This window comes from Vibrio sp. R12-SG2-ISO1 (assembly GCF_059834045.1).
The window spans coordinates 1-25,021 of record NZ_JCBDGO010000029.1 but is presented as its reverse complement, the minus strand read 5'-3'; the positions used below and the strand labels follow the sequence as shown (position 1 = coordinate 25,021).

Below are 25,021 nucleotides of genomic sequence, written 5' to 3'. Positions count from 1 at the left end.
CGATACTAGTTAGAAGGATTAGGTCATGCGCCATCGTAAGAGTGGTCGTCAACTCAACCGCAACAGCTCACATCGCAAAGCGATGTTCAGCAACATGGCTAGCTCTCTAGTACGTCATGAAGTTATCAAGACTACTTTGCCAAAAGCAAAAGAGCTACGTCGCGTAGTTGAGCCTTTGATTACACTAGCTAAGACTGACAGCGTTGCTAACCGTCGTCTAGCATTTGCACGTACTCGTGACAACGAAGTAGTTGCAAAACTATTTAACGAACTAGGTCCACGTTTTGCTGCTCGTCAGGGCGGTTACACTCGTATCCTAAAAGCTGGCTTCCGTGCTGGTGATAAAGCTCCAATGGCTTACATTGAGCTTGTTGATCGCCCAGCTGCTGAAGAAGCTGCTGAGTAATCAGTTCGTATAACGAAAAAGCCGAGCGTTAGCTCGGCTTTTTTGTGCCTGTCGTATAGGTAATGCCTCTTCGCACGTTATTTCATCGAGGCATCAAACCTTAATGCTGAGCACCCTTCTAGCTGACGACTATTCTAAGTCCGTCCAGAGTCCACCGAGTGACCCTAATAGACCGTCACTGGCGCCTTGGTCGCCAAGATAGCCAAGGATCACAGGTGCAAATTGGCTGATCATTGACGGGTCTAGGCCCACTTTTTCAAAGACGCCGCGCACCGCCTCGATACTTTCAAGTTGACTAAAGAGCCCGCTTGCATCGTTGAGCTGCGATAAGCCAGGTACTAAAGACTCTAATTCGTTGCTGTTTGCAGAAGATAACTGACTTTGTGCAAACGCCAACAGTGCACCGCCGCCCGCTGTCGCTTGTTCGCTGGTCACAGGAAGCTGACTGGTCAACAGCTCGCTTATTGGTGAAGATTGCAGGTTGAGCCCTTGGCTAACCATGTCCATCAAACCCTCTTGGCTTGATTTTTCGGTAATAGAATTGAGAAAGGCGTGCGCTTGTCCGACAGACAGAGTCAGCAGCGCCGCAGTAAGAAGGTGTTTGCGCATAGAGCCTCCATGCAGTGTTCACTTTAACACTCTGATAGGTCAGAGTGATTGAATGGATCAATGGGTATATTGCTTCCATAAGCGATACTTGTATCACACTCATCTCACAGTGAATAGAGCCATCTCTGCGTCAAGATGAAAAAAAGCGGCGCTCATAGAGCACCGCTGTCTGTCTTGAACTTTCGGCTGTTCTGCCAGGCTATTACAGGATAGCTAGCAATTCTACTTCGAAGACCAACGCTGCGAATGGAGGGATCGCCGCGCCAGCGCCGCGCTCACCATAGGCAAGGTCTTGAGGAATGTACAGTTTCCACTTTGAGCCAACAGGCATCAGTTGTAGGGCTTCTACCCAACCTTTGATCACGCCAGTGACAGGGAATTCAGCCGGTTGGCCACGAGACACTGAGCTGTCAAATACCGTACCGTCAGTCAATTCACCGTGGTAGTGAACTCGAACTTGCTTGTCTGAAGTTGGGATTTCACCCGTACCTTCAGTGATGATTTCGTACTGAAGACCTGACTCTAGTACGGTCACTTCCGGACGTAGAGCGTTGTCTTTTAGGAAGGCTTCGCCATCCGCCGCAGCCGCTTTTGCCGCTTCTTGACGTACTGCTTCCGCGCGAGTGTGCAGCTCTTGCAGCGCTTTGTTGATTTCGTCTACTTCGATTGCTGGCATGTCACCAACCAATGCTGTTGCGATACCCGCAGCAATGGCGTCAACGTTTAGGCCGTCAAGACCAGAACCCGCAAGTTGTTGACCCATTTGTAGGCCGATTCCGTAGCTGGCTTTTTGCTCTACAGTTTCAAATTTCACTTCAGACATGATGTCTCTCTTGTTGGGTGTATAAAGTCATCAAGTCTACCAGTTCTCACACAGTGATGAAACGATAGTGCCCTTTTAACTATCACTCTCGGGGGAGAATAACCATCACTCTCGGGGTGAAATGCGCCTATCGATGAGAATTCCGTGAGATTTGACCGAGTTATTACTTAACGCGCGCAAAATCCCTATACTCGGTTGATTATCATTTTTATACTTGGGGCAGGGTAGTATTGGGAGAAATAGGGCGATGAATCGCAGAAAGAAGAAACCACAACGTGTCGATTATGCTGAGGTATTGAAAACACAGTTGGCGCGCTTTCGTCATTCAAACCCGTTGGGCGCACTCAAGCTGAAAAAGCAAGGGCCTAGTCAGCCTGACTCTAGCACGCCTGAGGCGAACCCATCATCTCCCCGCGGGGCTAAATGGCGCGCGTTACCCGAGCAAGGCAAGGCGCTTTGGTATCGTCTACCTAAGTGGCATCAACGTGGGTTGATGGTGCTGGTTCCCCTGCTTGTCATTTTGCTGATATTGCCCACATCACAGTCGACACCGGAGACGGCGTCGCCGCAGGTTGCATCCCCTCAACGTGTCTCCATTGATATCAACACCACCGCACTGAGCCAGCAAAGTTCTACGCCAGTCTCACACCAGGAGCCGGCGACAACCCCGAGACAAGTCACGAACCCGTGGCAAGAAGATACGGTGAAACGTGGCGATACCCTAGCCGAGATGTTTCGACGCAATGGGCTCTCGATGGCGGACTTGAACGCTCTCGTCAAAGTCGAAGGGCAAGATAAACCGCTCAGCCACATTCGCCAAGGTCAGTTGGTGCGCTACAAAGTGACCGATGAAGGTCAGCTCGATATTCTTCAGCTCGAGAAAAATCAGCAATCGGTGATGTTCTTTAGACTATCAGATGGTGGATTCGGTCGCAGTAAGTAATCACTTACCCATCACCCATCACCCACTACCCCTCAAGCCCCACTCTCTCGCTTCATATCAATATGAGGGATGCCATCTTCGAGATACATCTCAGAGGTGGCAACAAATCCATATCGGCCATAGAAGGCACTTAAGTGCTCTTGCGCGCCGATTTCAATTGCGCTGTTTGGCCACAACCGTTGGCATTGATGAATCGCTTGTTCTAACAGTTGATGGCCCAGCCCGTTGCCACGTGCTTTTTCATGTGTCGCGACTCGGCCGATACTGACGCTCGGATAACTGATACCGGCGGGCAGTAAGCGCGCGTAGGCGACCAGTTGGCCTTGCTCATAACCCAGTAGGTGATACACCCCCGTGATTGGGTCTTTGTCATCGAGCTCGGGGTATGGGCAGGTTTGTTCGACCACAAACACATCTACTCTTAGTTTGAGTAATTGATACAGTTCGTGGTTGCTCAAAGCTTCAAAGGTACGCAGTTGCCAATCCATCGGACACCTATTGGTGATAAAAAAGGGACGCCATCATATCAACCCCAGATAAGTGGCTGCAATATAAACGATCTTTGTAAAATAGAGAGAAAAAAGCCGCAGTGACTGCGGCTCAATGAAAGACGCTCTGATTGAGCAAAGCGCTATTTTTGCAGATCGATTTGGTAGACCGCAAAGCCTACGTCATCATTCTCAACGAAGGTCATTGGGTATTGGCCTTTATCTGCGATGAACTTAGCTGCCTTTACTCCCGGTGAGGTCTCGAAACGAATATCGAGTTTTTTATCCGATTGGATAGGGGAGAATGACCAGTTGTTGTCTGCGCTTGGTACAAACTCACCGTTTTCTTCACTGACGCGGGTAATGTACGCAGCCACAACCGAGCGGTTTTCATCTGGCGAGTCAAACGCAACAAACTCGGCACCTGTGCCTGGGAACTTGTTGCTGTACGCACGGTAGTTGTTGGTCGCAATGATAAATGGCTGTTTCAGATCAATCGCTTTCCCTTGATAAGTCAAACCGACGATACGCTCAGCATCTTCATTGATGACGTTGCAGTTGCCGTCGTATTTCGCTGGCTGGGTTACATCAATCTGGTAGTTAACCCCATCAATGACGTCAAAGTTGTAAGTACGGAAGCCATCCCAATCAATTAGGCTTTGTGCGGCGCTGCTGTTGGTATCGATCTGGTTAAATTGACCGGCGCTGCACTCCAGCCACTCTTTCACTTCGTGACCGCTGACTTTCATCGCCACCAAGGTATTCGGGTAGAGGTAGAGATCCGCAGCGTTGCGGAAGGTCAACTGACCTGACTCCACTTCGGTGTAGTTGTTCGGATCGTTTTTACGACCGCCCGCTTTAAACGGCGCTGCCGCTGAGAGCACTGGGATGTCTGATAAATCAGGATCGCCTTGGATAAAGCGCTCAACGTAATCTTTTTGTGCAAGGTTGACGATTTGTACGGTGGGATCGTCTTGCACCAAGGCGAGGAAGCTGTACATCACGTCGCTGGCTTTACCAATCGGCTGATTGACAAAGTCGCGCGTCGCTTTGTGGTCCGCTTCAAGGGCTTTGACGATACCGGCATCCGCGTCGGCGATAGGCTGTTTAGTGGCGGAATCAAAAATTGGCCGCGCTTCTGATTGGCCTTTCACTACCACCCACTGCTCACCTTCTTGCTTAAGCTCTAGGTCAATCACACCGACGTGGCTGCCCCAACGTCCTGGCATGACAGCGGCAACGCCGTTGATGGTGCCCATTTCATTATCCACACCTTGGATGTTTTCAAAGCCTTTCCCTGGGAAGACGGCGTGCGAGTGACCAAACGCAATCGCATCAATGCCTTCGACTTCAGAGAGATAGTAAGTGGAGTTTTCTGCGCCCATTTTGTGCGGATCAGAGGATACGCCTGAGTGCGGGATGGCGACAATCACATCTGCGCCTTCAGCCTTCATTTGGGGCACTAGAGCCATCGCTGACTCTTTGATGTCTTTGGCAAACACTTTGCCTTCGAGGTTTTTCTTATCCCACACCATGATTTGTGGTGGTACGAAGCCGATGTAGCCGACTTTGATCTCGTGTTCGACACCATCGACATCTTTAAACATGTGCGACTTGATCAGGTAAGGTTTGAAGTAGTGCTCACCGGTTTTTTGGTCAAAAACGTTCGCGCTGACGTAAGGGAACTCGGCACCTTCCAGCGATTTTGCCAGAAACTCTAAGCCGTAGTTGAACTCGTGGTTACCGATGTTACCCACATCGTAGCCAAGCTGATTCATCGCCTTGTAAACAGGGTGAACCTCGCCCTTCTCAATGCCTTTGGCCGCCATGTAGTCACCCATTGGGCTGCCTTGAATCAAGTCACCGTTATCAACCAAGACGCTGTTTTCGACTTCACTGCGCGCTGCTTTGACTAAGGTTGCGGCGCGAGTCAAACCAATCTGTTGTGACGGTTTGTCTTTGTAGTAGTCGTAATCCATCACGTTGGTGTGGATGTCAGTGGTCTCGATAATACGAAGTTTGATGGTTTCTGCCATCGCTGGGCTGGCCATAACCAGCATCCCGCTAAGGACGGCCAGAGAGAGAGGTTTCACTGCTACGTTCATTTTTTGCTCCGATGAGGGGGGTCAACAGTACTGCATAATGTAACAAAGTTGTATGAAACAATAATTTCATTCATCAGGAAAACGTGATCTTAACCGTTGGTATCAACGGGTTGTGGTGCCCAACTCTCACTTTTTGCCTCGATTCGGTGTGACAAGAATCGTCTCTTATCAGCAATTGGTATAAAAAATGAAATTTTAGAATTTCAGGTAATATGTTCGCAGCGCCATAATGCCATCCATAGATTAGCAAAAGGATGACGTTATGGCGCACAAGGAAACTGTCTCTCCCTTTCCATTTCGCCAGCCCCAAGTCGAGCGCAACTTACCGCCGTTGCACACGATGGGCCGCAGTGGTTTGAAAGCCGGTGAAGTGGCATTGGTTGGCGCAGGGCCAGGCGATGTGGAGTTACTGACGCTCAAAGCGTTGCGCTTTTTACAGCAGGCCGATGTGGTGCTGTATGACTACTTGGTGTCAGACGAGATTATGGCACTGGTGCCAAGCGACACCATTTTGGTTTGCGTTGGCAAACGTGCTGGTCACCACAGCGTTCCGCAAGAGAAAACCAATCAACTGTTGGTCGATTTTGCGCAGCAAGGGCACAAAGTCGTGCGCATTAAAGGTGGCGATCCGTTTATTTTTGGTCGCGGCGGAGAGGAGCTCGAAGTGTTGGCTGACGCGGGTATCGCCTTTCACGTGGTACCTGGGATCACCGCTGCTGCTGGCGCGACGGCCTACGCAGGCATTCCATTGACGCACCGAGATTACGCGCAGTCGGCGATGTTTATTACCGGTCATCTCAAAGCCGAACGTGATGAGATGGATTGGTCGACATTGGCGCGTGGCAATCAAACGCTAGTCATCTATATGGGACTGATGAAGTCCGATTACATCCAAAGCCAGTTGATTACGCATGGCCGCGCCGCGCACACGCCGATCGCCATTATCGAGCGCGGTACGCAGCAAGCCCAACGCGTACTGAAAGGTCAATTGAGCGATTTGAGTGAATTGGCAAAAAGCGCCGAGTCCCCGTCATTGATTGTGATCGGTGAAGTGGTGGCGTTGTCCGAAAAGCTCGATTGGTTTGCCCGCGCGCAAACCGAGGCGCCCATAAGCCAACTTGGCCGCCAGAGCGCATAGCGCTTAATTTTTGCACATCACCCTGAATTTAATAGTCAGAAGCTCAACGCGAGCCGTAAAGGAAGCACCAACATGGACCAAGAACGTTTAACTCACCTCAAGCAACTGGAAGCGGAGAGTATTCATATCATCCGCGAAGTTGCCGCTGAGTTTGATAACCCTGTGATGATGTACTCCATCGGTAAAGACTCATCAGTAATGCTGCATCTTGCGCGTAAAGCGTTTTACCCAGGCAAGATCCCATTTCCATTGCTGCACGTCGATACCGACTGGAAGTTTAGAGAAATGATCGAATTTCGCGATAGAACCGCGAAGAAGTACGGCTTTGAGCTTTTGGTCCATAAGAACCCAGAAGGTCTGGCGATGGGCATCAACCCATTCGATCATGGCTCTTCGAAACACACGGACATCATGAAAACCCAAGGGTTAAAGCAGGCGCTTAACAAATACGGCTTTGACGCTGCCTTTGGCGGTGCCCGCCGTGACGAAGAGAAGTCTCGAGCGAAAGAGCGAGTCTACTCATTTCGAGATAAAAACCACACCTGGGACCCGAAAAACCAGCGTCCAGAGCTGTGGCGCACTTATAACGGTCAAATCAACAAAGGCGAAAGTATTCGTGTGTTCCCACTGTCGAACTGGACTGAGCTCGACATTTGGCAATACATCTACTTAGAGAACATCGAGATTGTGCCTCTGTACTTGGCGGATACGCGTCCTGTTGTGGAGCGTGATGGCATGTTGATCATGGTCGATGACGAGCGTATGAAGCTGCAACCGGGTGAAGTGGTGGAAGAGAAAAGCGTGCGTTTTCGTACCTTGGGTTGTTACCCACTGACGGGGGCGATTGAGTCCACCGCCAACACGTTGACCGGCATTATCGAAGAGATGTTAGTGGCGACGTCGAGTGAGCGCCAAGGTCGAGCGATCGACCACGATCAATCAGGATCGATGGAGCTCAAAAAACGTCAAGGTTACTTCTAAGTAGGATCTAAGGAAAGAAAATGAACAGCGCAGTCGTAGCGGAGCTCGCAGAGCTTGGTATCGAGGGATACCTAAAACAGCACCAATACAAGTCACTACTTAGATTCTTAACGTGTGGCTCAGTTGATGACGGCAAGAGTACCTTGATCGGTCGCTTGCTGCATGACTCAAAACAAATTTATGAAGATCAGTTGGCGGCGGTCCACTCTGATTCTCAGCGTGTCGGCACCACCGGCGAGCGCCCAGACTTGGCGCTGCTGGTCGATGGTCTGCAAGCGGAACGTGAACAGGGCATCACCATTGATGTGGCCTACCGTTATTTCTCTACCCAAAAACGCAAATTCATCATTGCGGATACACCGGGGCATGAGCAATACACGCGTAACATGGCGACCGGTGCGTCAACCTGTGATCTGGCGGTGATCTTGATCGATGCGCGTAAGGGCGTCTTGGATCAAACGCGTCGTCACTCCTTCATCTCTAATTTGCTTGGCCTTAAGCACTTTGTGGTCGCGGTCAACAAGATGGACTTGGTCGATTACTCACAGCAGCGTTTTGAAGAGATTCGTAAGCAATACCTTGAGTTTTCCAAGAACCTGCAAGGTGAGACGGACATTCAGATCATCCCGCTGTCAGCGCTCGAAGGTGATAACGTGGTTGAGCCCAGTGCCAACATGAGCTGGTTCAAGGGCCCATCACTGCTTGAGCTTTTGGAGTCTGTCGATGTGGACAGCGAAAAAGAAGTGGGCGATTTCCGCTTCCCAGTGCAATACGTTAACCGCCCGAACCTCGATTTCCGTGGTTTTGCCGGCACGATTGCCTCTGGCAGCGTCAGCGTGGGTGACAAAATTAAAGCGTTGCCATCAGGCAAAACCTCAACGGTGGCCCGTATTGTGACCTTTGATGGCGATTTGGAGCAGGCGCAAGCCGGGCTTGCGGTGACGTTGACGCTGGAAGATGAAATCGACATTAGCCGCGGCGATCTGATCGTACTGGAGTCCTCTTCGGTGGAGTCGAGTAACCACCTGCTGGCCGATGTGGTATGGATGACCGAGCAGCCGCTTAAACCGGGACGTGATTACGACATCAAGATCGCGGGTAAGAAAACGGTAGGTCAAGTGCAAGCGATTCGTCACCAGTACGACATCAACAACCTTTCGAGCCACAGTTCTGACGAGTTACCGTTAAACGGGATCGGTTTGTGCGAATGGACCTTGAACGAGTCGGTCGCACTGGACAAATACCTCGCTTGCCAAGACACCGGCGGTTTTATCGTGATTGATCGCTTAACCAATGTGACAGTCGGCGCGGGATTGATTCGCGAAAGCTTGTCGCAGGTTGCGCGTGGTGAAGGTCAGTTCTCTGAGTTTGAAGTTGAGCTCAATGCGCTGATTCGTAAGCACTTCCCTCATTGGGGTGCGGCTGATCTCAGCCAACTGCTTGGCCAGAAGTAAGCCAAGGTAAGCGAGTAGGGAGAGGCGAAATGTGGCAGCAAGGAGTGGTGCTGGCGTTGTTGGTCGGGGTTGTGACCTGTTTAGTCAGCACACGAGTAAAACCGAGCTATCTGTTTGCCAGCGCAGCGTTTATTGCCTTCATTGCCGGCTTGATTGACGTCAGTGAGATCGCCTCTAACTTCACCAATGCCTCATTGGTGACGCTGGTGCTGCTCATCTTGGCGTCGTGCGCGCTAGAAAAAACGCGTCTGATCAGCTGGGTGAGCCGCTCTTTGTCGACGGGCAAATTAGGCACCGTCGTGGCGAAGTTGGGCATCTCCACGGCGCTGCTCTCTTCGTTTACTAATAATACGGCGGTGGTGGTATCGCTGATTGGCGCCATAAAGCGTAATCAGCAACACGCCCCGTCGAAGCTATTGATCCCGCTCTCGTATACCGCCATCTTAGGCGGTACGTTAACCCTTATTGGCACCTCGACCAATTTGATCATCAACAGCTTTGTTGAAAACGCGGGATTGCCAAGTTTGGGCTTTTTTACCCCGACTTTGATTGGTTTATCGGTCTTGGTTGGCGGGCTGCTTATCTTGATCCCTCTGAGTTATCTGTTGCCAAACTATGATGACCACAGCCAAGACGACTTACCGTACTTTTTAGAAGCGCGGGTTGAGCCTGGCTCGCCGTTGGTTGGGCGCAGTATCAGTGAGAACAATTTGCGTGCGCTGCGTAAACTCTTTTTGGCTGAAGTGATCCGTGATGGGCAAACCATGCCATCGGTAGACCCAGATTTTGTCTTGCAGGCCAGAGACCGTTTGCTCTTTTGTGGCGATATAGAAAGCGTCGCGACCTTGCAAGAGATCCAAGGCTTAACGCTGTTTGGCCAGCACCACATCAACGGGCAAAACTACGTGGAAGTGGTGGTGAGCTCTTCGGCGAGCTTTTGCAACAAGACGTTAAAATCGAGTCACTTCCGCGACCGCTTTGATGCGGTGGTGGTGGCGATTCGTCGTGGCCATGAGCGTTTGGAAGGCGGCTTGGGTAACATAGTGCTGAATGCGGGTGATACCTTAGTATTGGTGCCTGGGAAACGTTTTGAGCAAGAAAGGCAAGCTCACCGCAAAGAGTTTGTGGTGATGAATGATCTCGATTCGAGTGCTCGCCTCGATGGCAACAAATCCGCCTTGGTGCTGCTGGGCTTTGCTCTGGTGATTGGGCTCGCCCTGATGGAGATACTGCCGCTCATTAAGGGGCTGTCCGTATTTTTGCTGGCGACTTTGATGACGGGCATTGTCCACATCAACGAACTGCGACGCCGTTTTCCTATCGATATCGTCGTCATTGTCGGCTCGGCGCTGTCGATTGCCCAGCTGATGCTTTCGACGGGCCTGTCGGAAAACTTAGGGCAGATGTTTATCGAGGCATTTAACGGTTGGGGCGTCTTTGGCGCACTGGTCGCGACCTACTTCTTAACCCTGATTTTAACAGAGCTGGTGACCAACAATGCCGCCGCGGCCTTGGCGTTCCCGATTGGCTACAGTATGGCGCTGGGCTACGGGGTGGATCCGATGCCGTTTATCATGGCCGTGCTGTTTGGCGCGAGTGCGAGCTTTATTTCGCCGTATGGCTATCAAACCAATCTATTGGTGTATAGCGTTGGCAACTACACGTTACTGGATTATGTCAAAGTGGGAATTCCACTCTCTATCGTCTATTCGATACTGGTGCTTGGGCTTATCCCGATCTTTTTTCCCTTCTGATGCGGCTATTTCTCCGCTTTGCCTCGCTCGCAGAGCGAAATGATTGACAAGGACTGACTATGACCACACAAACCCGCGAAAAAGACGAAAATATCGTTTGGCACTCACACGCCGTTGATAAAGCGCAGCGTGCCAAACTTAAAAATCAGCGCCCTGCGGTACTTTGGTTTACCGGGCTATCTGGCGCGGGAAAGTCGACCGTTGCTGGCGCGCTTGAAACCAAGTTGGCGCAGCTGGGTTACCACACCTATTTGCTTGATGGCGACAATGTTCGTCATGGCCTGTGCAGTGATTTAGGATTTTCAGAGCAAGACCGACGCGAGAACATTCGCCGTATTGGTGAGCTGGCGAAATTGATGGCCGATGCCGGTTTGATTGTCCTGTCTGCGTTTATCTCTCCGCATCGAACCGAGCGTCAGCTGGTGCGAGAACTGCTGCCTGAGGGCGAGTTTTTGGAAGTGTTTGTCAACGCATCGCTCGATGTCTGTGAGCAACGCGATCCAAAAGGGCTGTACAAAAAGGCAAGAGCAGGGGAGATCCCAAACTTCACCGGTATTGATTCTGAGTATCAAGCACCGCTTAATCCAGAAATCGATTTACCCGCAGGTGAAAAGAGCATCGATGAGCTGGTGGCAATGTGTCTTGAGACATTAAAAGAGCGGCAGATCATCGCTTAACCAAAAAAGCTTCCATATCGGAAGCTTTTTTATCACCCGCGTTTTAGCATCAAGGCTTAACACGCGTCTGTGTCACTCCTCAGCGTCATTCCTCTTCGTCATTGGGATACGCCGTGAGGGATGGGGTACTTATTCGAAACAGATTTCGATAAAGGCGTTACCCCATTGCGAGGTGAACGGCATGATGATGATCGAGCCTTCGCATTTGTGACGAATCGTGTGGCCTTTCCCTGACACCACGACAGGCGTCGCCATATCAAAATCAAAGCCGCTTTCTGCCAAGATGCGTTTTGCACCGCCAGTGACCATGTTGGTGATTTCACCCACCATATCCGTCACTTCATCATTCAAACCATTCGGGCGCTCGCCCAACATGTTTTGCATGATTTCCAGCGCCAAGCTTTCATCAAAGGTAATAGACATCGAGCCACGCGTTTGCTGGCCAACCATACCAATCAAACCAGAGATATCACCGCGAGCGATCTCATCCTTTTTCACACGAGGTTTTTGCGGTTTTAGCTCCAGTGATGCCATGGTCTTTAACACATTCATCAGTGAAGCTAAAAACGGGTTTACAAATTCAGCGCGCATAATCTTCTTCTATTCATTAATGGACTTTGAAATTTAATGTACTGTGAAACTCATTTTACTATGAGACTTGTTGCAATTTGTCAGCGCTGCACGACTGACAAGTCCCATGTGATTCAATCACGTGGTTTGTGAGTCTGAAACCGTGCCTTTCTGCGTTGTCTGCCAGTAAGGCTATCAAACTATCATCTTGTAATTCAATGACATTTCCACACTTGTCACAGATCAGTAGATGAGAAAAGTGCTTGTGTGCGTTACAAGAGCAGCACTGTATGAAACTGTTGGTCGACTCAACTCGGTGAATGAAACCTTGCTCTAACAGAAAATCGAGTGCTCGATAAACGGTTGGCGGCTTAGCCTGCGGTTCACTGAGTTTCAGCTCCTCTAAAAGTTCATACGCGCTGGACGCTTTCGGGCTGGCACAAATCAACTCAAAGACTCGTTTTCTTTGAGGGGTCAGCCGTACGCCTCTCGCGACACAGATTTCTTCAATTTGTGTGACTAGCTGTGGGTCCAAATTTCTCACCATAACCATTGGACATGTTTAATAATATACCATTTCCGCAACTTTAGCGTCGCGCGTAAGGCATTTTCTGATAAGTGTGTCAGTGCGTTATTTACCCTCACCGGACACAGAGCATCATTTTGACACTTGCGCATAAGTTACCTTATCTACAGGGAAAACGATACCAATAACGCGTGCCCTTTGTGTTTGTTGCTTGCATCTGTCAGAAATAGGGTTAATGTTTAATGGGTCAATCATCAAAAATTATAATAACGACAATGCACCATTAGGGGGAGCTATGCGGTCAGAAAGAGCCTATGGTCTTTCGAAGCTTGCCGAATTAGAACGAGGCCATCATGTGACACTGCCTGCGGCCTTTATACAGGCGTTGTCGGTGTCAACCTCACTGCAAGCGGTGCTCGATACCGTCTCCCAATGGATGTCGCAGATGTTTGCCTCCCAAAGAGCCAGCATTACGCTTAAGGAAGGCGGAGATACGCTCAAGGTCTACTCGATCAGTGGCAATAAAGCCATTCCACTCGATTCCCATCTCCCTATTGCGCAAACGCTCGTCGGCCGAGCCTTCTCAACTCGTACACTGCTCATTTGTGACGATCTTGCCACCTCTGAGGAGTTAGATTGCGTCATGCTGCGGGATTCTGGGCTAAAGACCTGTATGGATGCCCCTCTCGTGTGTGGTGACCAATGTTTGGGTACTCTTAATATTGGCCACGATCAAAGTCACTACTTTACTGAAGAGCAAGCTATTACTTTGCAATGTATTGCCAATTGGGTCAGCTTCAATATCCAACTGCATCAGCAAGTGATGGCGCTAAACCAACTGGCCACGACGGATGAGCTCACTGGCGCTGCCAATCGCCGGGTATTTTCAGCCAAGATTCAACAAACCTTGTCGGATTTTCATGAGCAACACCAAGGCTTTGTACTTGGCTTGATGGATATTGACCATTTTAAACCGCTCAATGATCGCTATGGCCATTTAGCGGGGGATCAGGTCTTAAAGCAAGTGGTTACGCTCACCATGCAGCAAATGAAAGGGTTAGGGCATGTCTCGCGCATTGGCGGTGAAGAGTTTGCGCTTATTGTTCGTCAGTCAGAACTGGAATCTGCGATGTCGGTGTTTGAGTCGCTTCGAGCCACGCTCGCACAATACCCGTATGAGTATGATGGCACTCGGATGTCGATCACCGTCAGTATAGGGGCGGTGGCACCTAGCGCTTTCGATCTCACACCTGAAAGTTTACTTAAACGCGCTGACCAAGCCTTGTACGAGGCAAAAGCGGCAGGGCGAAATTGTGTTCGAGCCAGCACAGAGCTGCGCCAAGACAGGGCGGGCTGACGAAAAAGCGAGTTGAAAATAAAAATGTGAGAAATCACTATCTATTATTTTTACAAGGTGTATAGTGTCGTCAGCTCAAAAAGCGGGCTATTAATGTAATATCTAGTTCAAGATCTTCACAGTTTCATTTCGATTCAGTCGTCATACTTATCCTGCGATACCTTTTTCTACATGCTTTCCTTAGTAGCTTCTATTTTCTTCATTAATGTATCAATGTATCGAGGTATTTATGTCTAATAAGACAACTGGTTCAGTAAAATGGTTTAACGAAACTAAAGGTTTTGGCTTCATCACTCCAGACAACGGTGGCGCGGATCTTTTCGTTCACTTCCGTTCTATTGTTAGCGATGGTTTTAAAACTCTCGCAGAAGGCCAAAAAGTGGCGTTCAACGTTGAGCAAGGTGGCAAAGGCCCACAAGCTGCTGACGTAACTGTACTGTAATTGTACTTAAGAGATCTCGCTGTCTCATTCAGATGGCGAGGTCTTTTTGTTTTCATTGCTTATCAAGGAGTTCAATGACTAGAAAATCTAACCGAAAAACATATTGGTATTATGTTCTTCGCGAACAAAAATTACCTAAAGGGCAAAGTGCCATTGTTCAAAATACACTATCACCTTTACTCTAGGTCGACATCTTGGTCTGCCTCCCTTCACCAGCTCAATAGCGACGTTCTCAAGCGGCACGTGCTGCCTCAGTTAAACACCGACGATTTAGATTTACATTTTTCATTTTGTGAAGTGAGTGAGTCTGGTCAATTTCAAAATTCTGACGGTGTGGTTTTAGGCTCTTTCCATATCGAATCGGATAAGGATTAAGCATTGAAGAAGAACGCAAAACCTCGTAAGCCTGCAGAAGAGGCTTCAACGAAACAAGAAGACCAGCCCCAAAACATCCATCAAATTCGCAAGAGAATTGAAGACATTCTTTTAGAACGTGATCAGAAAGAACGAATTGAACTCTAAATTGGAGAGAAAACAATGAGAAAACCAGCAAGACCTGCAAGAAAATCAGGCAAGAAAATGCGTAAGAGTGACTTTGAAGATAAGTTTTCTCTCATGGTGGGTGAATACAACAAACAGAAAGAGCTCTTGGACGCCATGAGTGAAGGCGACGCAGAACACGCCAAACAGAAAAAGAAATGTGACGCACTGTTCGCCAGCGCCGAGCGCTTTCTTAACGCCAATCAATAATAAGTCGTTGATGTCAAACGGCGTGACGATCGCAACACAACGTCGGCCTTGGCGTTGACGCCTAAACCCACTCCTCGCCATACTTGGGCACAGCGATAACTTGATGTAGAATCTGCGCTCTTTTAATGAAACCACGATTCGAGCACTGACTGCTTTGGGCACAATGGGGCCAAAAAGCAGCTTTGAGGCAGCGAGTTGGGCGCTGATAGGGTGAGAAGATGCAAACAAAGGCGAGTTCAATGTTAGACACTAACGAAGAGAAAAAACCGACTCACAACGGGGTTTTTCCAAGCTCTCGATTCTCTATTGCTCCCATGCTCGATTGGACAGATCGCCATTGTCGATACTTCCACCGACTCCTCACTAAAGAGACCTTGCTCTACACTGAGATGGTGACAACCGGCGCGATCATTCATGGTAAAGGCGACTTCTTGGCGTACAACGAGGAGGAGCACCCAGTGGCGCTGCAACTTGGTGGCTCCAACCCGCAAGATTTAGCGACGTGTGCGAAGTTGGCGGCTGAGCGTGGCTATGACGAAATTAACCTTAATGTCGGTTGCCCGTCGGACAGAGTACAAAATGGCCGTTTTGGCGCCTGCTTGATGGCGGAGCCTGTGCTGGTGGCACAGTGTATTGCCGCCATGCGCGATGTGGTTGATATTCCTGTGACCGTTAAGACGCGCATCGGCATTGACGATCAAGACTCGTATGAGTTTCTGACTGATTTCGTGCGCATTGTCTCTGAAAAAGGTGGCTGTGAGCAGTTTACGATTCACGCTCGTAAAGCGTGGCTAAGCGGTTTGAGTCCGAAAGAGAATCGAGAGATCCCGCCACTGGATTACCCGCGCGCGTATCAAATCAAACAAGACTTTGCCCACTTGAACATTGGCGTCAATGGCGGCATTAAAACCTTGGATGAGTCGTTAGAGCATTTAGCGCACCTTGATGGTGTCATGGTTGGGCGAGAGGCTTACCAAAACCCGTACCTATTGGCACACGTTGATCAGACGATTTTCGGTCTCGACACGCCAGTGAAGAAGCGTCGTCAAGTGGTTGAAGAGATGTACCCATATATTGAGCAGCAGTTGGCGAAGGGTGCTTACTTAGGCCACATCACTCGTCATATGTTGGGCTTGTTCCAAAACATGCCAGGCGCGCGTCAATGGCGTCGTTACATCAGTGAGAACGCCCACAAACCGGGTTCCGGAATTGAAGTGGTACAAGCGGCGCTGGCGAAAATTCCTCAAGAGTTAGATGTGTAAAAATCGCCAAAAGAGTGGTTAAATTTACCAATAGATGAACATGAAGAGGTAGGGTTAGACCCTGCCTCTTTTTGTTTGTCTATATAAAACATAATCTTATCTTGATTTTTAATCTTGGCACACTATCTGTATTGGTTGAGCAAAAAGGAGAGCACTATGTTTGAATTGATTTTTGCTTTGATCTTCGCGGCGACGTTACTGGTCACAGGCGTGACCTTCCTGACTGTATTGGCCGCCATTGGCTTTGCTATGGTGGTGATGTTGCTGCTCGGGATGATGTCGGCGGTGATTAAATTGATCCCTTGGTTAGTGGTTATCGCGATAGCGGTATGGTTTTTTAAAAGCGTGGTCGCGCAGCCAAGATCCTAGCGCTGTTTAGGCTAAATTGTTGCGGGCAAGCTCGGTGAATGTGGTACTATTTTGGCTACGTCATCTATGATGCATAGCAACAGTGTGGAGAGTTTAATCAATGGGTATCAAATCGGCTGCAATTTTCACTATCGCCTCGATGGTTTCGGGATGGGCGATGGCGGAGTCCTCGTACATGGCGAAAGTCGGTGCAGAGATGTGGTGGCCGAAAACCAAGGTCAATGAAGTGAACCGCGATAGCGACACCACACCCAGCGGCTATTTGGCGATTGAGCATGACACGCCGTACCTTCCCGATGCCCGTTTGCGTTACTCCAGTGTTGATGCTGATTATATGGCGTTTGATAAGCTCGACCTGACGCTCTACTACCGCCTGCTTGAGCATGATTTAATGCATTTCGATGCGGGGGTAACCCTGACGGATTTATCCGATACCAAGTACGTCAATGCCCAAGACATCAACAATCCAGTCGATTTCGATGGATTTATTTGGGCGTGGTACGGCTATGCCGAGCTGACGGTGCCCAATACGCATTTTGATATCATCGGTGAGATGAACTTTGGCAACAACAACGACATCAAAAGTACCGATTTGATGGCGGGCGTTCAGTACCGCCTGCCACTGAAAGAGACGACGTTGGCTTTTCGAGGTGGCTACCGCGTGATTGATTTGGAGTCGGATAAGTTCGACGCGAAATCTGAGGACCTCGGTAAATCGTTTATCTTCGCTAATGGCTTTTTTGTTGGCGCGGAGTGGAGCTTCTAAGTTAGCGATTCTTCCCTGCGAAGAACATGCATGCGTCTTCTCGATTGCATGATGTATGACTGCCTCATGCCTTTCATTATAACTAGAAAAAGAGCGCTGCGATTGATGTGGCGCTTTTTTGTATCTATCGAACTGTTTTTTTATATCTATTCATTATAAATGCACGAAAAAATGTCGCGATATCGTCAGTTTCTTCCATGCTTATAGATGGCGCTTGTTTCTAGCCAGAGAAGGGAATCTCATGACGATTAATGAACTAAGAAGCCTATATCGAGACAATCAATTGGTGGAAGCCATTATTGAACCGTCTGTCCAAGAGGGCAGTTGGGTGGTGGAATTTCGCCACGCTAGAGGTGGTTTCGTGTTATTGACCGATGCTCAAGGTGAGGAGTGTCAGTACCTAGACCTTGATCTAGCCTCCAAGTCGGCCATGGCGGTGGGCTTTAAGCACGTACGGGTCGAAGCCAAATAGTCCCCACCACTCACCGAAAAAGACGCCTTGTCTATCACCTCTCATTATTATCTCCCCTGCTTGTACTGCGTAAAGGCGCGCGACTGGCTGACGGCGTTCAGGCGCTGCACGTTTCCTTTAATTCCAAAAGTTATAAAACATTCACTTCTATTCTTTCTTGTTATTAAGGAGAGTGGTTAATCTATCGTCACGCAATGAATAGGGATGTCGTGACCATGTCATTAAAAAACAACGTCTCCTCTGAAGGAAACGCATCACAAGAATTACCGGCTCTGGCTGCGCCGCTGAATGATCAGCAGCTAGGGTCTTTGCAACAAACTGTTGCTGGTTTATCTACTCAGCAGCTGGCATGGGTCAGCGGCTACTTTTGGGGGCTAGCACAACAGCCTCAAACCGCAGCAGCTTCTGCACCCATCAGTCAAGCGGCGGTTGCGGTAGCAGCCAAGCCCGCGGGTAAATTGACGATCATTTTTGCCTCGCAAACTGGCAATGCGAAAGGGGTGGCTGAAGCGCTCGAGCATGACGCAAAAGCGCAGGGCATTGATGTGGCGCTCTTTGATGCCAGTGATTACAAAGGCAAAAGCTTAGCCAAAGAGACTCACGTGATTATCGTGGCGTCAACCAATGGTGAAGGTGAAGCCCCAGACAACGCCATTGAACTGCATGAATTCTTGCAGTCGAAGAAAGCGCCGAAACTGCCGAACCTCAAATATGGTGTGATTGCGCTCGGTGACTCAAGCTATGAGTTTTTCTGCCAAACCGGTAAAGACTTCGATGCTTATCTCTCCAAGTTGGGCGCGACGGCCTTTATTGAGCGTGTTGACTGTGACGTCGATTATGAAGCGCCAGCCAGTGAGTGGCGTGAAAAAGCGCTCTCTATCGTTAAAGAAGAGTTGGCTGGTGGCGTAGAAGCTGAAGTCGTTCAGTTGCCAGTAGGTCAATCGGCGGTCGTGTCGTCCTACAACAAGCAAAACCCATACACCGCGACTTTGCTGACTAGCCAGAAGATCACCGGGCGTGATTCTGGAAAAGACGTGCGTCACATTGAAATTGATCTTGAAGGCTCAGGTTTGACTTATCAGCCAGGCGACGCCTTGGGCGTATGGTTTGAGAACAGCTCTGAACTCGCCAATGCTATCCTAGCTAAAGTGGGTCTGTCAGGTGTGGAAAGCGTTGAAGTGGATGGCGAGAGCTTGTCGATTCACAGCGCGTTGGTCACTAAATTCGAAATCACCGCTTCTAATCCTCAGTTTGTCACAAAATTTGCTGAGCTGTCAGGCAGCAAGAAACTGCAAAAATTGGTCGAAGACAAAGACAAGCTTCGTGAGTACGCCGCCAACACGCAAATTGTTGACGTGTTAGCGGAGAAGAAAACCACCCTATCGGCAGACGCACTGATTGGTTTGTTGCGCCGCTTGACGCCAAGACTCTACTCGATTGCCTCAAGCCAAGCCGAAGTCGATGAAGAAGTGCATTTGACTGTTGGGCTGGTGGAATACCAGCAAGGTGACGAGTCTCGCTTTGGTGGTGCATCAGGCTTCTTGGCTCAGCGTCTCGAAGAGGGCGGTGCGGTCAAAGTGTTTGTTGAAAACAACAACAACTTCAAATTACCTCAAGATGACAGCACGCCAATTATCATGATTGGCCCAGGCACTGGGATTGCCCCATTCCGCAGTTTTATCCAGGAGCGAGAGAACCGTGATGCGTCTGGAAAGAACTGGTTGTTCTTTGGCGATCGCACCTTTACTCAGGACTTCCTCTACCAAGTAGAGTGGCAGAAGTACCTAAAATCAGGGGTGCTCAGCCGTTTGGATGTGGCCTTTAGCCGCGATCAAGCCGAGAAAGTGTATGTTCAGCACCGCATTTTAGAGAACGCGGCACAAGTGTGGCAGTGGATCCAAGATGGCGCGTATCTGTATGTCTGTGGTGATGCCACTCGTATGGCAAAAGACGTTCATGACGCGCTGATCATCGTCGCTGAGCAGCAAGGCAATCTATCGCGTGATGACGCAGAAGAATTTATCAATGAGTTACGCAAAGCAAAACGTTATCAAAGGGATGTGTACTAATGACTTTTTCTACTGAAAATAACAAGCAGGTGGTACTGGGTGAAGAGTTAGGGCCGCTTTCCGATAACGAACGTCTTAAAAGAGAAAGTCACTTCCTACGTGGGACGATCGAAGCGGATCTGCAAGATCGCATCACCGGCGGATTTACGGCGGATAACTTCCAGCTGATTCGTTTCCACGGTATGTATCAGCAAGATGACCGCGATATTCGCAACGAACGTGCGAAACAAAAGCTGGAGCCTCTGCATAATGTGATGCTTCGTGCGCGCATGCCGGGCGGCATTATCACGCCGAAGCAATGGTTGGCGATTGACAAGTTTGCTACCGAGCACTCTCTGTATGGCAGTATCCGTCTAACGACTCGACAAACGTTCCAGTTCCACGGCGTATTAAAGCCAAACATCAAACTGATGCACCAAACGCTCAACAGCATTGGAATTGACTCTATTGCCACCGCAGGTGACGTGAACCGAAACGTATTGTGTACCACTAACCCGGTGGAATCTGAGTTACACCAAGAGGCGTACGAGTGGGCGAAAAAGATCAGTGAGCACCTGCTGCCTAAGACGCGCGCGTACGCAGAGATCTGGCTAGACGGTGAGAAGGTTGAGACCACAGACGAAGAGCCGATCCTTGGCAGTAACTACCTACCGCGTAAGTTCAAAACCACCGTGGTGATTCCGCCGCAAAATGATGTGGATGTGCATGCGAACGATTTGAACTTTGTCGCGATAGCCGATAACGGCAAGCTGGTGGGTTTCAACGTTTTAGTCGGTGGTGGTCTTGCGATGACTCACGGTGATACGTCGACGTATCCACGTCGAGCGGATGACTTTGGCTTTATCCCACTTGAAAAAACGTTGGATGTGGCAGCCGCGGTTGTGACTACGCAACGTGACTGGGGTAACCGTTCAAACCGTAAGAACGCCAAAACCAAATACACGCTTGATCGCGTCGGTATCGATGTGTTTAAAGCGGAAGTGGAAAAACGTGCCGGTGTTCAGTTCCAAGCAAGCCGTCCATACGAATTCACAGAACGTGGCGATCGTATCGGTTGGGTAGAGGGCATTGATGGTAAACATCATCTCGCCTTGTTTATCGAAAACGGCCGACTATTGGATTACCCAGGCAAGCCTCTCAAAACCGGTGTGGCTGAAATTGCCAAAATCCATAAAGGCGATTTTCGCATGACGGCCAACCAAAACTTGATTGTGGCGGGTGTGTCGAAAAGCAACAAAGCGAAGATCGAGAAAATTGCGCGCGAACATGGTTTGATGGACGATGCGGTCAGCGAGCAACGTAAAAACTCGATGGCGTGTGTGGCCTTCCCGACTTGTCCGCTGGCCATGGCGGAAGCGGAACGTTTCTTGCCGCAGTTCGTGACCGACGTAGAAGGCATTTTGGCGAAACACAATCTACCAAAAGAAGACAACATCATTCTACGCGTTACGGGTTGTCCTAATGGATGTGGCCGCGCGATGCTGGCTGAAATTGGTCTAGTGGGTAAGGCGCCAGGTCGATACAACCTGCACCTAGGGGGCAACCGCGCTGGAACACGCGTGCCGAAAATGTACAAAGAGAACATTACAGATAGTCAGATACTCGAAGAGATAGATCAACTGGTCGGTCGCTGGGCTACTGAGCGTGAGCAAGGTGAGTGTTTCGGTGACTTCGTGATTCGTGTTGGCATCATCCAAGAAGTATTGGTATCTAAGAGAGATTTTTATGCTTGATTCTGTAGCTTCAAAACCGGAGCTGGCAGAACTGCTTAAACTGACCAAGACCGAGCAAAGTCTTCATCTTGCCCAGATCAATGTCGAGCTTGAGCAACTGTCAGCACAGCAGCGAGTAAAATGGGCGCTTGAAAACCTCGATGGTGAGTTCGCGGTCTCGTCGAGTTTCGGTATCCAAGCGGCGGTGATGCTTCACCTCGTCACTGAGCAGAAACCGGACGTGCCGGTCATTTTGACCGACACCGGGTATTTGTTCCCGCAAACGTACCGTTTTATCGACCAATTGACAGAGAAATTGAACCTCAACCTGAAAGTGTATCGCGCTAAAGAGAGCCCGCAATGGCAAGAGGCGCGCTACGGCAAACTGTGGGAGCAAGGTATAGAGGGTATCGAGAAGTACAACAAGATAAACAAAGTGGAACCCATGCGCCGCGCGCTAGAGGAGCTTAATGTTAGCACTTGGTTCTCCGGTTTACGCCGCGAGCAATCGAAGTCGCGAGCTGGGCTGCCCATTTTGTCGATTCAAAATGGCGTGTTCAAGTTTCTGCCAGTGATTGATTGGAGTAATAAGGACATCCACTACTACCTAGAAGAGCACGGTCTCTCTTATCACCCTCTTTGGGATGAAGGGTATCTCTCTGTCGGCGATACGCATACCACTAAGAAGTGGGAGCCTGGAATGGCAGAAGAAGAAACACGTTTCTTCGGCTTAAAGAGAGAGTGTGGTCTGCATGAAGAAGACAACGAACTCGATGGCTCGGGTATTTGATGCGGTAATTGCGTCAATGAACCTCAAAAAGGTCGCGTATGCGGCCTTTTTTATCGCTTGGAATAAGTTGTTGTGGATAACTCTGTGGTTATCGTGTGGTAAATAGTTGGGTAAAGTTGGATAAATAGGCGTTTGAACGCTAATTGCTCATTTAGGCTCTATTTTTACATTTTTATGAAAATATCACTTGCCAATGTGATTTCGATCTCTATAATGCCACCTCGTCGACAAGGCAGAGCTCATAAGGGCTCAGCGTTGTCGACAAGGTCAACTAGCTCAGCGGTAACGTTGAAATAAAAACTTAAAAAAGTGTTTGACACTGAAAATTAAGTCGCTAGAATGGCCGCCTCTTGTGAGTGACCTGAGTCACAGCCAAGAACGCTCTTTAACAATATAAACCTATCAATCTGTGTGGGCACTCGTTGATGATAATCCAATTAGATACTTCGGTATCAAATTAGGTTTCAATGATACGAAGTGACCATTGAGTCTTCGGACTCAGCACAGTCAATTCAAACATTACTTTATGTAATGTTCAGTATTCATTGAGCCTCGCCTATTTATTTAGGGAATCAAAACTTTAAATTGAAGAGTTTGATCATGGCTCAGATTGAACGCTGGCGGCAGGCCTAACACATGCAAGTCGAGCGGAAACGACTTAACTGAACCTTCGGGGAACGTTAAGGGCGTCGAGCGGCGGACGGGTGAGTAATGCCTGGGAAATTGCCCTGATGTGGGGGATAACCATTGGAAACGATGGCTAATACCGCATAATAGCTTCGGCTCAAAGAGGGGGACCTTCGGGCCTCTCGCGTCAGGATATGCCCAGGTGGGATTAGCTAGTTGGTGAGGTAAGGGCTCACCAAGGCGACGATCCCTAGCTGGTCTGAGAGGATGATCAGCCACACTGGAACTGAGACACGGTCCAGACTCCTACGGGAGGCAGCAGTGGGGAATATTGCACAATGGGCGCAAGCCTGATGCAGCCATGCCGCGTGTATGAAGAAGGCCTTCGGGTTGTAAAGTACTTTCAGCAGTGAGGAAGGTGGGTGTGTTAATAGCACACTCATTTGACGTTAGCTGCAGAAGAAGCACCGGCTAACTCCGTGCCAGCAGCCGCGGTAATACGGAGGGTGCGAGCGTTAATCGGAATTACTGGGCGTAAAGCGCATGCAGGTGGTTTGTTAAGTCAGATGTGAAAGCCCGGGGCTCAACCTCGGAATTGCATTTGAAACTGGCAGACTAGAGTACTGTAGAGGGGGGTAGAATTTCAGGTGTAGCGGTGAAATGCGTAGAGATCTGAAGGAATACCGGTGGCGAAGGCGGCCCCCTGGACAGATACTGACACTCAGATGCGAAAGCGTGGGGAGCAAACAGGATTAGATACCCTGGTAGTCCACGCCGTAAACGATGTCTACTTGGAGGTTGTGGCCTTGAGCCGTGGCTTTCGGAGCTAACGCGTTAAGTAGACCGCCTGGGGAGTACGGTCGCAAGATTAAAACTCAAATGAATTGACGGGGGCCCGCACAAGCGGTGGAGCATGTGGTTTAATTCGATGCAACGCGAAGAACCTTACCTACTCTTGACATCTACAGAACTTAGCAGAGATGCTTTGGTGCCTTCGGGAACTGTAAGACAGGTGCTGCATGGCTGTCGTCAGCTCGTGTTGTGAAATGTTGGGTTAAGTCCCGCAACGAGCGCAACCCTTATCCTTGTTTGCCAGCGAGTAATGTCGGGAACTCCAGGGAGACTGCCGGTGATAAACCGGAGGAAGGTGGGGACGACGTCAAGTCATCATGGCCCTTACGAGTAGGGCTACACACGTGCTACAATGGCGCATACAGAGGGCGGCGAACTTGCGAGAGTAAGCGAATCCCAAAAAGTGCGTCGTAGTCCGGATTGGAGTCTGCAACTCGACTCCATGAAGTCGGAATCGCTAGTAATCGTGGATCAGAATGCCACGGTGAATACGTTCCCGGGCCTTGTACACACCGCCCGTCACACCATGGGAGTGGGCTGCAAAAGAAGTGGGTAGTTTAACCTTCGGGAGGACGCTCACCACTTTGTGGTTCATGACTGGGGTGAAGTCGTAACAAGGTAGCGCTAGGGGAACCTGGCGCTGGATCACCTCCTTATACGATGATTATCGTTTTGAGTGTCCACACAGATTGATATGGTTTAATTAGAGCATTCAGTGGGTCTGTAGCTCAGGTGGTTAGAGCGTTCGCCTGATAAGCGAGAGGTCGGTGGTTCGAGTCCACTCAGACCCACCAAAATTATCCGTCTGCTGTCGTCAACAATGCGCGTTGTGTACTGGTGTACACGGCCTTACTTGTTTGCCTTGCATACGAAAATTTATCCCGGTCATAAGACTGTTAATGATTTATCCATCGATGGGGCTATAGCTCAGCTGGGAGAGCGCCTGCCTTGCACGCAGGAGGTCAGCAGTTCGATCCTGCTTAGCTCCACCATCTTTAAGCGCATTTGCTTAAGTGTTCTTAAAAATGGTTTCGAAAGCTTTATTGCTTGAAAAACTAGCTCTTTAACAATTTGGAAAG

The 25,021-nt window shown here is 49.5% G+C and carries 24 protein-coding genes, 2 tRNA genes and 1 rRNA gene; 21 read left to right on the top strand and 6 right to left on the bottom strand.

Annotated elements, in window-relative coordinates; all coding sequences use genetic code 11:
* Nucleotides 1-25 precede the first annotated feature (25 nt).
* On the top strand, nt 26-406 hold the full coding sequence (gene rplQ / locus AC6R10_RS18145) for a 50S ribosomal protein L17 (protein ID WP_005383141.1): 381 nt from the start codon (nt 26-28) through the stop codon (nt 404-406).
* A 129-nt stretch (nt 407-535) separates the two neighbouring features.
* On the opposite strand, the gene AC6R10_RS18140 is transcribed toward rplQ, so the two are convergent.
* On the bottom strand, nt 536-1,015 hold the full coding sequence (locus AC6R10_RS18140) for a DUF2780 domain-containing protein (protein WP_487903294.1): 480 nt from the start codon (nt 1,013-1,015) through the stop codon (nt 536-538).
* A 202-nt stretch (nt 1,016-1,217) separates the two neighbouring features.
* A complete protein-coding gene (bamJ, locus tag AC6R10_RS18135) occupies nt 1,218-1,838 on the bottom strand; it encodes a BamJ family beta-barrel-assembly machinery protein (protein ID WP_500627525.1) in 621 nt (206 codons plus the stop codon).
* Nucleotides 1,839-2,085: 247 nt separating this feature from the next.
* On the opposite strand from bamJ, the gene AC6R10_RS18130 reads away from it, so the two are divergent.
* Entirely contained in the window at nt 2,086-2,781 is a 696-nt protein-coding gene (locus tag AC6R10_RS18130) for a LysM-like peptidoglycan-binding domain-containing protein (RefSeq protein ID WP_500673113.1), read from the top strand.
* Nucleotides 2,782-2,813: 32 nt separating this feature from the next.
* On the opposite strand, the gene AC6R10_RS18125 is transcribed toward AC6R10_RS18130, so the two are convergent.
* Complete coding sequence (locus AC6R10_RS18125) at nt 2,814-3,269, bottom strand: GNAT family N-acetyltransferase (protein WP_500673112.1); 456 nt, start codon at nt 3,267-3,269, stop codon at nt 2,814-2,816.
* A 143-nt stretch (nt 3,270-3,412) separates the two neighbouring features.
* Nucleotides 3,413-5,374, bottom strand: coding sequence for a bifunctional 2',3'-cyclic-nucleotide 2'-phosphodiesterase/3'-nucleotidase (locus tag AC6R10_RS18120; protein ID WP_500673111.1), 1,962 nt, complete (start codon nt 5,372-5,374; stop codon nt 3,413-3,415).
* A 262-nt stretch (nt 5,375-5,636) separates the two neighbouring features.
* On the opposite strand from AC6R10_RS18120, the gene cobA reads away from it, so the two are divergent.
* From cobA to cysC, 5 genes are read left to right on the top strand one after another with little or no spacing between them, the layout of a single operon-like run.
* Nucleotides 5,637-6,512, top strand: a complete 876-nt coding sequence (gene cobA, locus AC6R10_RS18115) for a uroporphyrinogen-III C-methyltransferase (protein ID WP_500673110.1) — start codon at nt 5,637-5,639, stop codon at nt 6,510-6,512.
* A 6-nt stretch (nt 6,513-6,518) separates the two neighbouring features.
* Nucleotides 6,519-7,493, top strand: a complete 975-nt coding sequence (gene cysD / locus AC6R10_RS18110) for a sulfate adenylyltransferase subunit CysD (RefSeq protein WP_334554971.1) — start codon at nt 6,519-6,521, stop codon at nt 7,491-7,493.
* Between the two features lie 20 nt (nt 7,494-7,513).
* The gene (cysN, locus tag AC6R10_RS18105; protein ID WP_500673109.1) at nt 7,514-8,947 is read left to right on the top strand and encodes a sulfate adenylyltransferase subunit CysN; all 1,434 of its coding nucleotides are present in this window, start codon (nt 7,514-7,516) and stop codon (nt 8,945-8,947) included.
* A 29-nt stretch (nt 8,948-8,976) separates the two neighbouring features.
* Entirely contained in the window at nt 8,977-10,701 is a 1,725-nt protein-coding gene (locus AC6R10_RS18100; protein WP_487903288.1) for an SLC13 family permease, read from the top strand.
* 59 nt (nt 10,702-10,760) lie between these two features.
* Nucleotides 10,761-11,378, top strand: coding sequence for an adenylyl-sulfate kinase (cysC, locus tag AC6R10_RS18095; RefSeq protein WP_487903287.1), 618 nt, complete (start codon nt 10,761-10,763; stop codon nt 11,376-11,378).
* Between the two features lie 129 nt (nt 11,379-11,507).
* Here cysC and AC6R10_RS18090 read toward each other — a convergent pair whose 3' ends face one another.
* Entirely contained in the window at nt 11,508-11,969 is a 462-nt protein-coding gene (locus tag AC6R10_RS18090) for a chemotaxis protein CheX (RefSeq protein WP_334554576.1), read from the bottom strand.
* A 58-nt stretch (nt 11,970-12,027) separates the two neighbouring features.
* Complete coding sequence (gene zur, locus AC6R10_RS18085) at nt 12,028-12,495, bottom strand: zinc uptake transcriptional repressor Zur (RefSeq protein WP_500673108.1); 468 nt, start codon at nt 12,493-12,495, stop codon at nt 12,028-12,030.
* 274 nt (nt 12,496-12,769) lie between these two features.
* Between zur and AC6R10_RS18080 the strand changes: the two genes are divergently transcribed.
* The 14 genes from AC6R10_RS18080 to AC6R10_RS18015 all read left to right on the top strand — a co-directional run bounded on the left by AC6R10_RS18080 (nt 12,770) and on the right by AC6R10_RS18015 (nt 24,934).
* The gene (locus tag AC6R10_RS18080; RefSeq protein WP_500630332.1) at nt 12,770-13,831 is read left to right on the top strand and encodes a sensor domain-containing diguanylate cyclase; all 1,062 of its coding nucleotides are present in this window, start codon (nt 12,770-12,772) and stop codon (nt 13,829-13,831) included.
* A 229-nt stretch (nt 13,832-14,060) separates the two neighbouring features.
* Entirely contained in the window at nt 14,061-14,273 is a 213-nt protein-coding gene (cspE, locus tag AC6R10_RS18075) for a transcription antiterminator/RNA stability regulator CspE (protein ID WP_500627533.1), read from the top strand.
* Nucleotides 14,274-14,651: 378 nt separating this feature from the next.
* Nucleotides 14,652-14,795, top strand: a complete 144-nt coding sequence (locus tag AC6R10_RS18070) for a hypothetical protein (protein WP_500627534.1) — start codon at nt 14,652-14,654, stop codon at nt 14,793-14,795.
* A 15-nt stretch (nt 14,796-14,810) separates the two neighbouring features.
* The gene (locus AC6R10_RS18065) at nt 14,811-15,023 is read left to right on the top strand and encodes a hypothetical protein (protein ID WP_500627535.1); all 213 of its coding nucleotides are present in this window, start codon (nt 14,811-14,813) and stop codon (nt 15,021-15,023) included.
* A 239-nt stretch (nt 15,024-15,262) separates the two neighbouring features.
* A complete protein-coding gene (gene dusA / locus AC6R10_RS18060; RefSeq protein WP_500673107.1) occupies nt 15,263-16,285 on the top strand; it encodes a tRNA dihydrouridine(20/20a) synthase DusA in 1,023 nt (340 codons plus the stop codon).
* A 156-nt stretch (nt 16,286-16,441) separates the two neighbouring features.
* Nucleotides 16,442-16,654 carry an envelope stress response protein PspG gene (gene pspG / locus AC6R10_RS18055; RefSeq protein WP_334554563.1) on the top strand — a complete coding sequence of 71 codons (213 nt, stop codon included), beginning with the start codon at nt 16,442-16,444 and terminating at the stop codon, nt 16,652-16,654.
* Nucleotides 16,655-16,754: 100 nt separating this feature from the next.
* Nucleotides 16,755-17,420, top strand: coding sequence for a TIGR04219 family outer membrane beta-barrel protein (locus AC6R10_RS18050; RefSeq protein WP_500673106.1), 666 nt, complete (start codon nt 16,755-16,757; stop codon nt 17,418-17,420).
* A 241-nt stretch (nt 17,421-17,661) separates the two neighbouring features.
* Nucleotides 17,662-17,892 (top strand): hypothetical protein, encoded by a 231-nt coding sequence (locus tag AC6R10_RS18045; RefSeq protein WP_334554559.1) that lies wholly within the window; start codon nt 17,662-17,664, stop codon nt 17,890-17,892.
* Between the two features lie 215 nt (nt 17,893-18,107).
* Nucleotides 18,108-19,961, top strand: coding sequence for an assimilatory sulfite reductase (NADPH) flavoprotein subunit (locus tag AC6R10_RS18040; protein WP_500627539.1), 1,854 nt, complete (start codon nt 18,108-18,110; stop codon nt 19,959-19,961).
* The gene (cysI, locus tag AC6R10_RS18035; protein ID WP_334554555.1) at nt 19,961-21,694 is read left to right on the top strand and encodes an assimilatory sulfite reductase (NADPH) hemoprotein subunit; all 1,734 of its coding nucleotides are present in this window, start codon (nt 19,961-19,963) and stop codon (nt 21,692-21,694) included. The genes AC6R10_RS18040 and cysI overlap by 1 nt, the downstream gene beginning before the upstream one ends.
* Entirely contained in the window at nt 21,687-22,463 is a 777-nt protein-coding gene (locus AC6R10_RS18030; RefSeq protein ID WP_334554553.1) for a phosphoadenylyl-sulfate reductase, read from the top strand. The genes cysI and AC6R10_RS18030 overlap by 8 nt, the downstream gene beginning before the upstream one ends.
* 582 nt (nt 22,464-23,045) lie before the next feature.
* Nucleotides 23,046-24,598 (top strand): 16S ribosomal RNA (locus AC6R10_RS18025).
* Between the two features lie 61 nt (nt 24,599-24,659).
* Nucleotides 24,660-24,736 (top strand) — tRNA-Ile (locus tag AC6R10_RS18020).
* 122 nt (nt 24,737-24,858) lie between these two features.
* A tRNA-Ala gene (locus tag AC6R10_RS18015) sits at nt 24,859-24,934 on the top strand.
* The last annotated feature ends 87 nt before the right edge of the window (nt 24,935-25,021 follow it).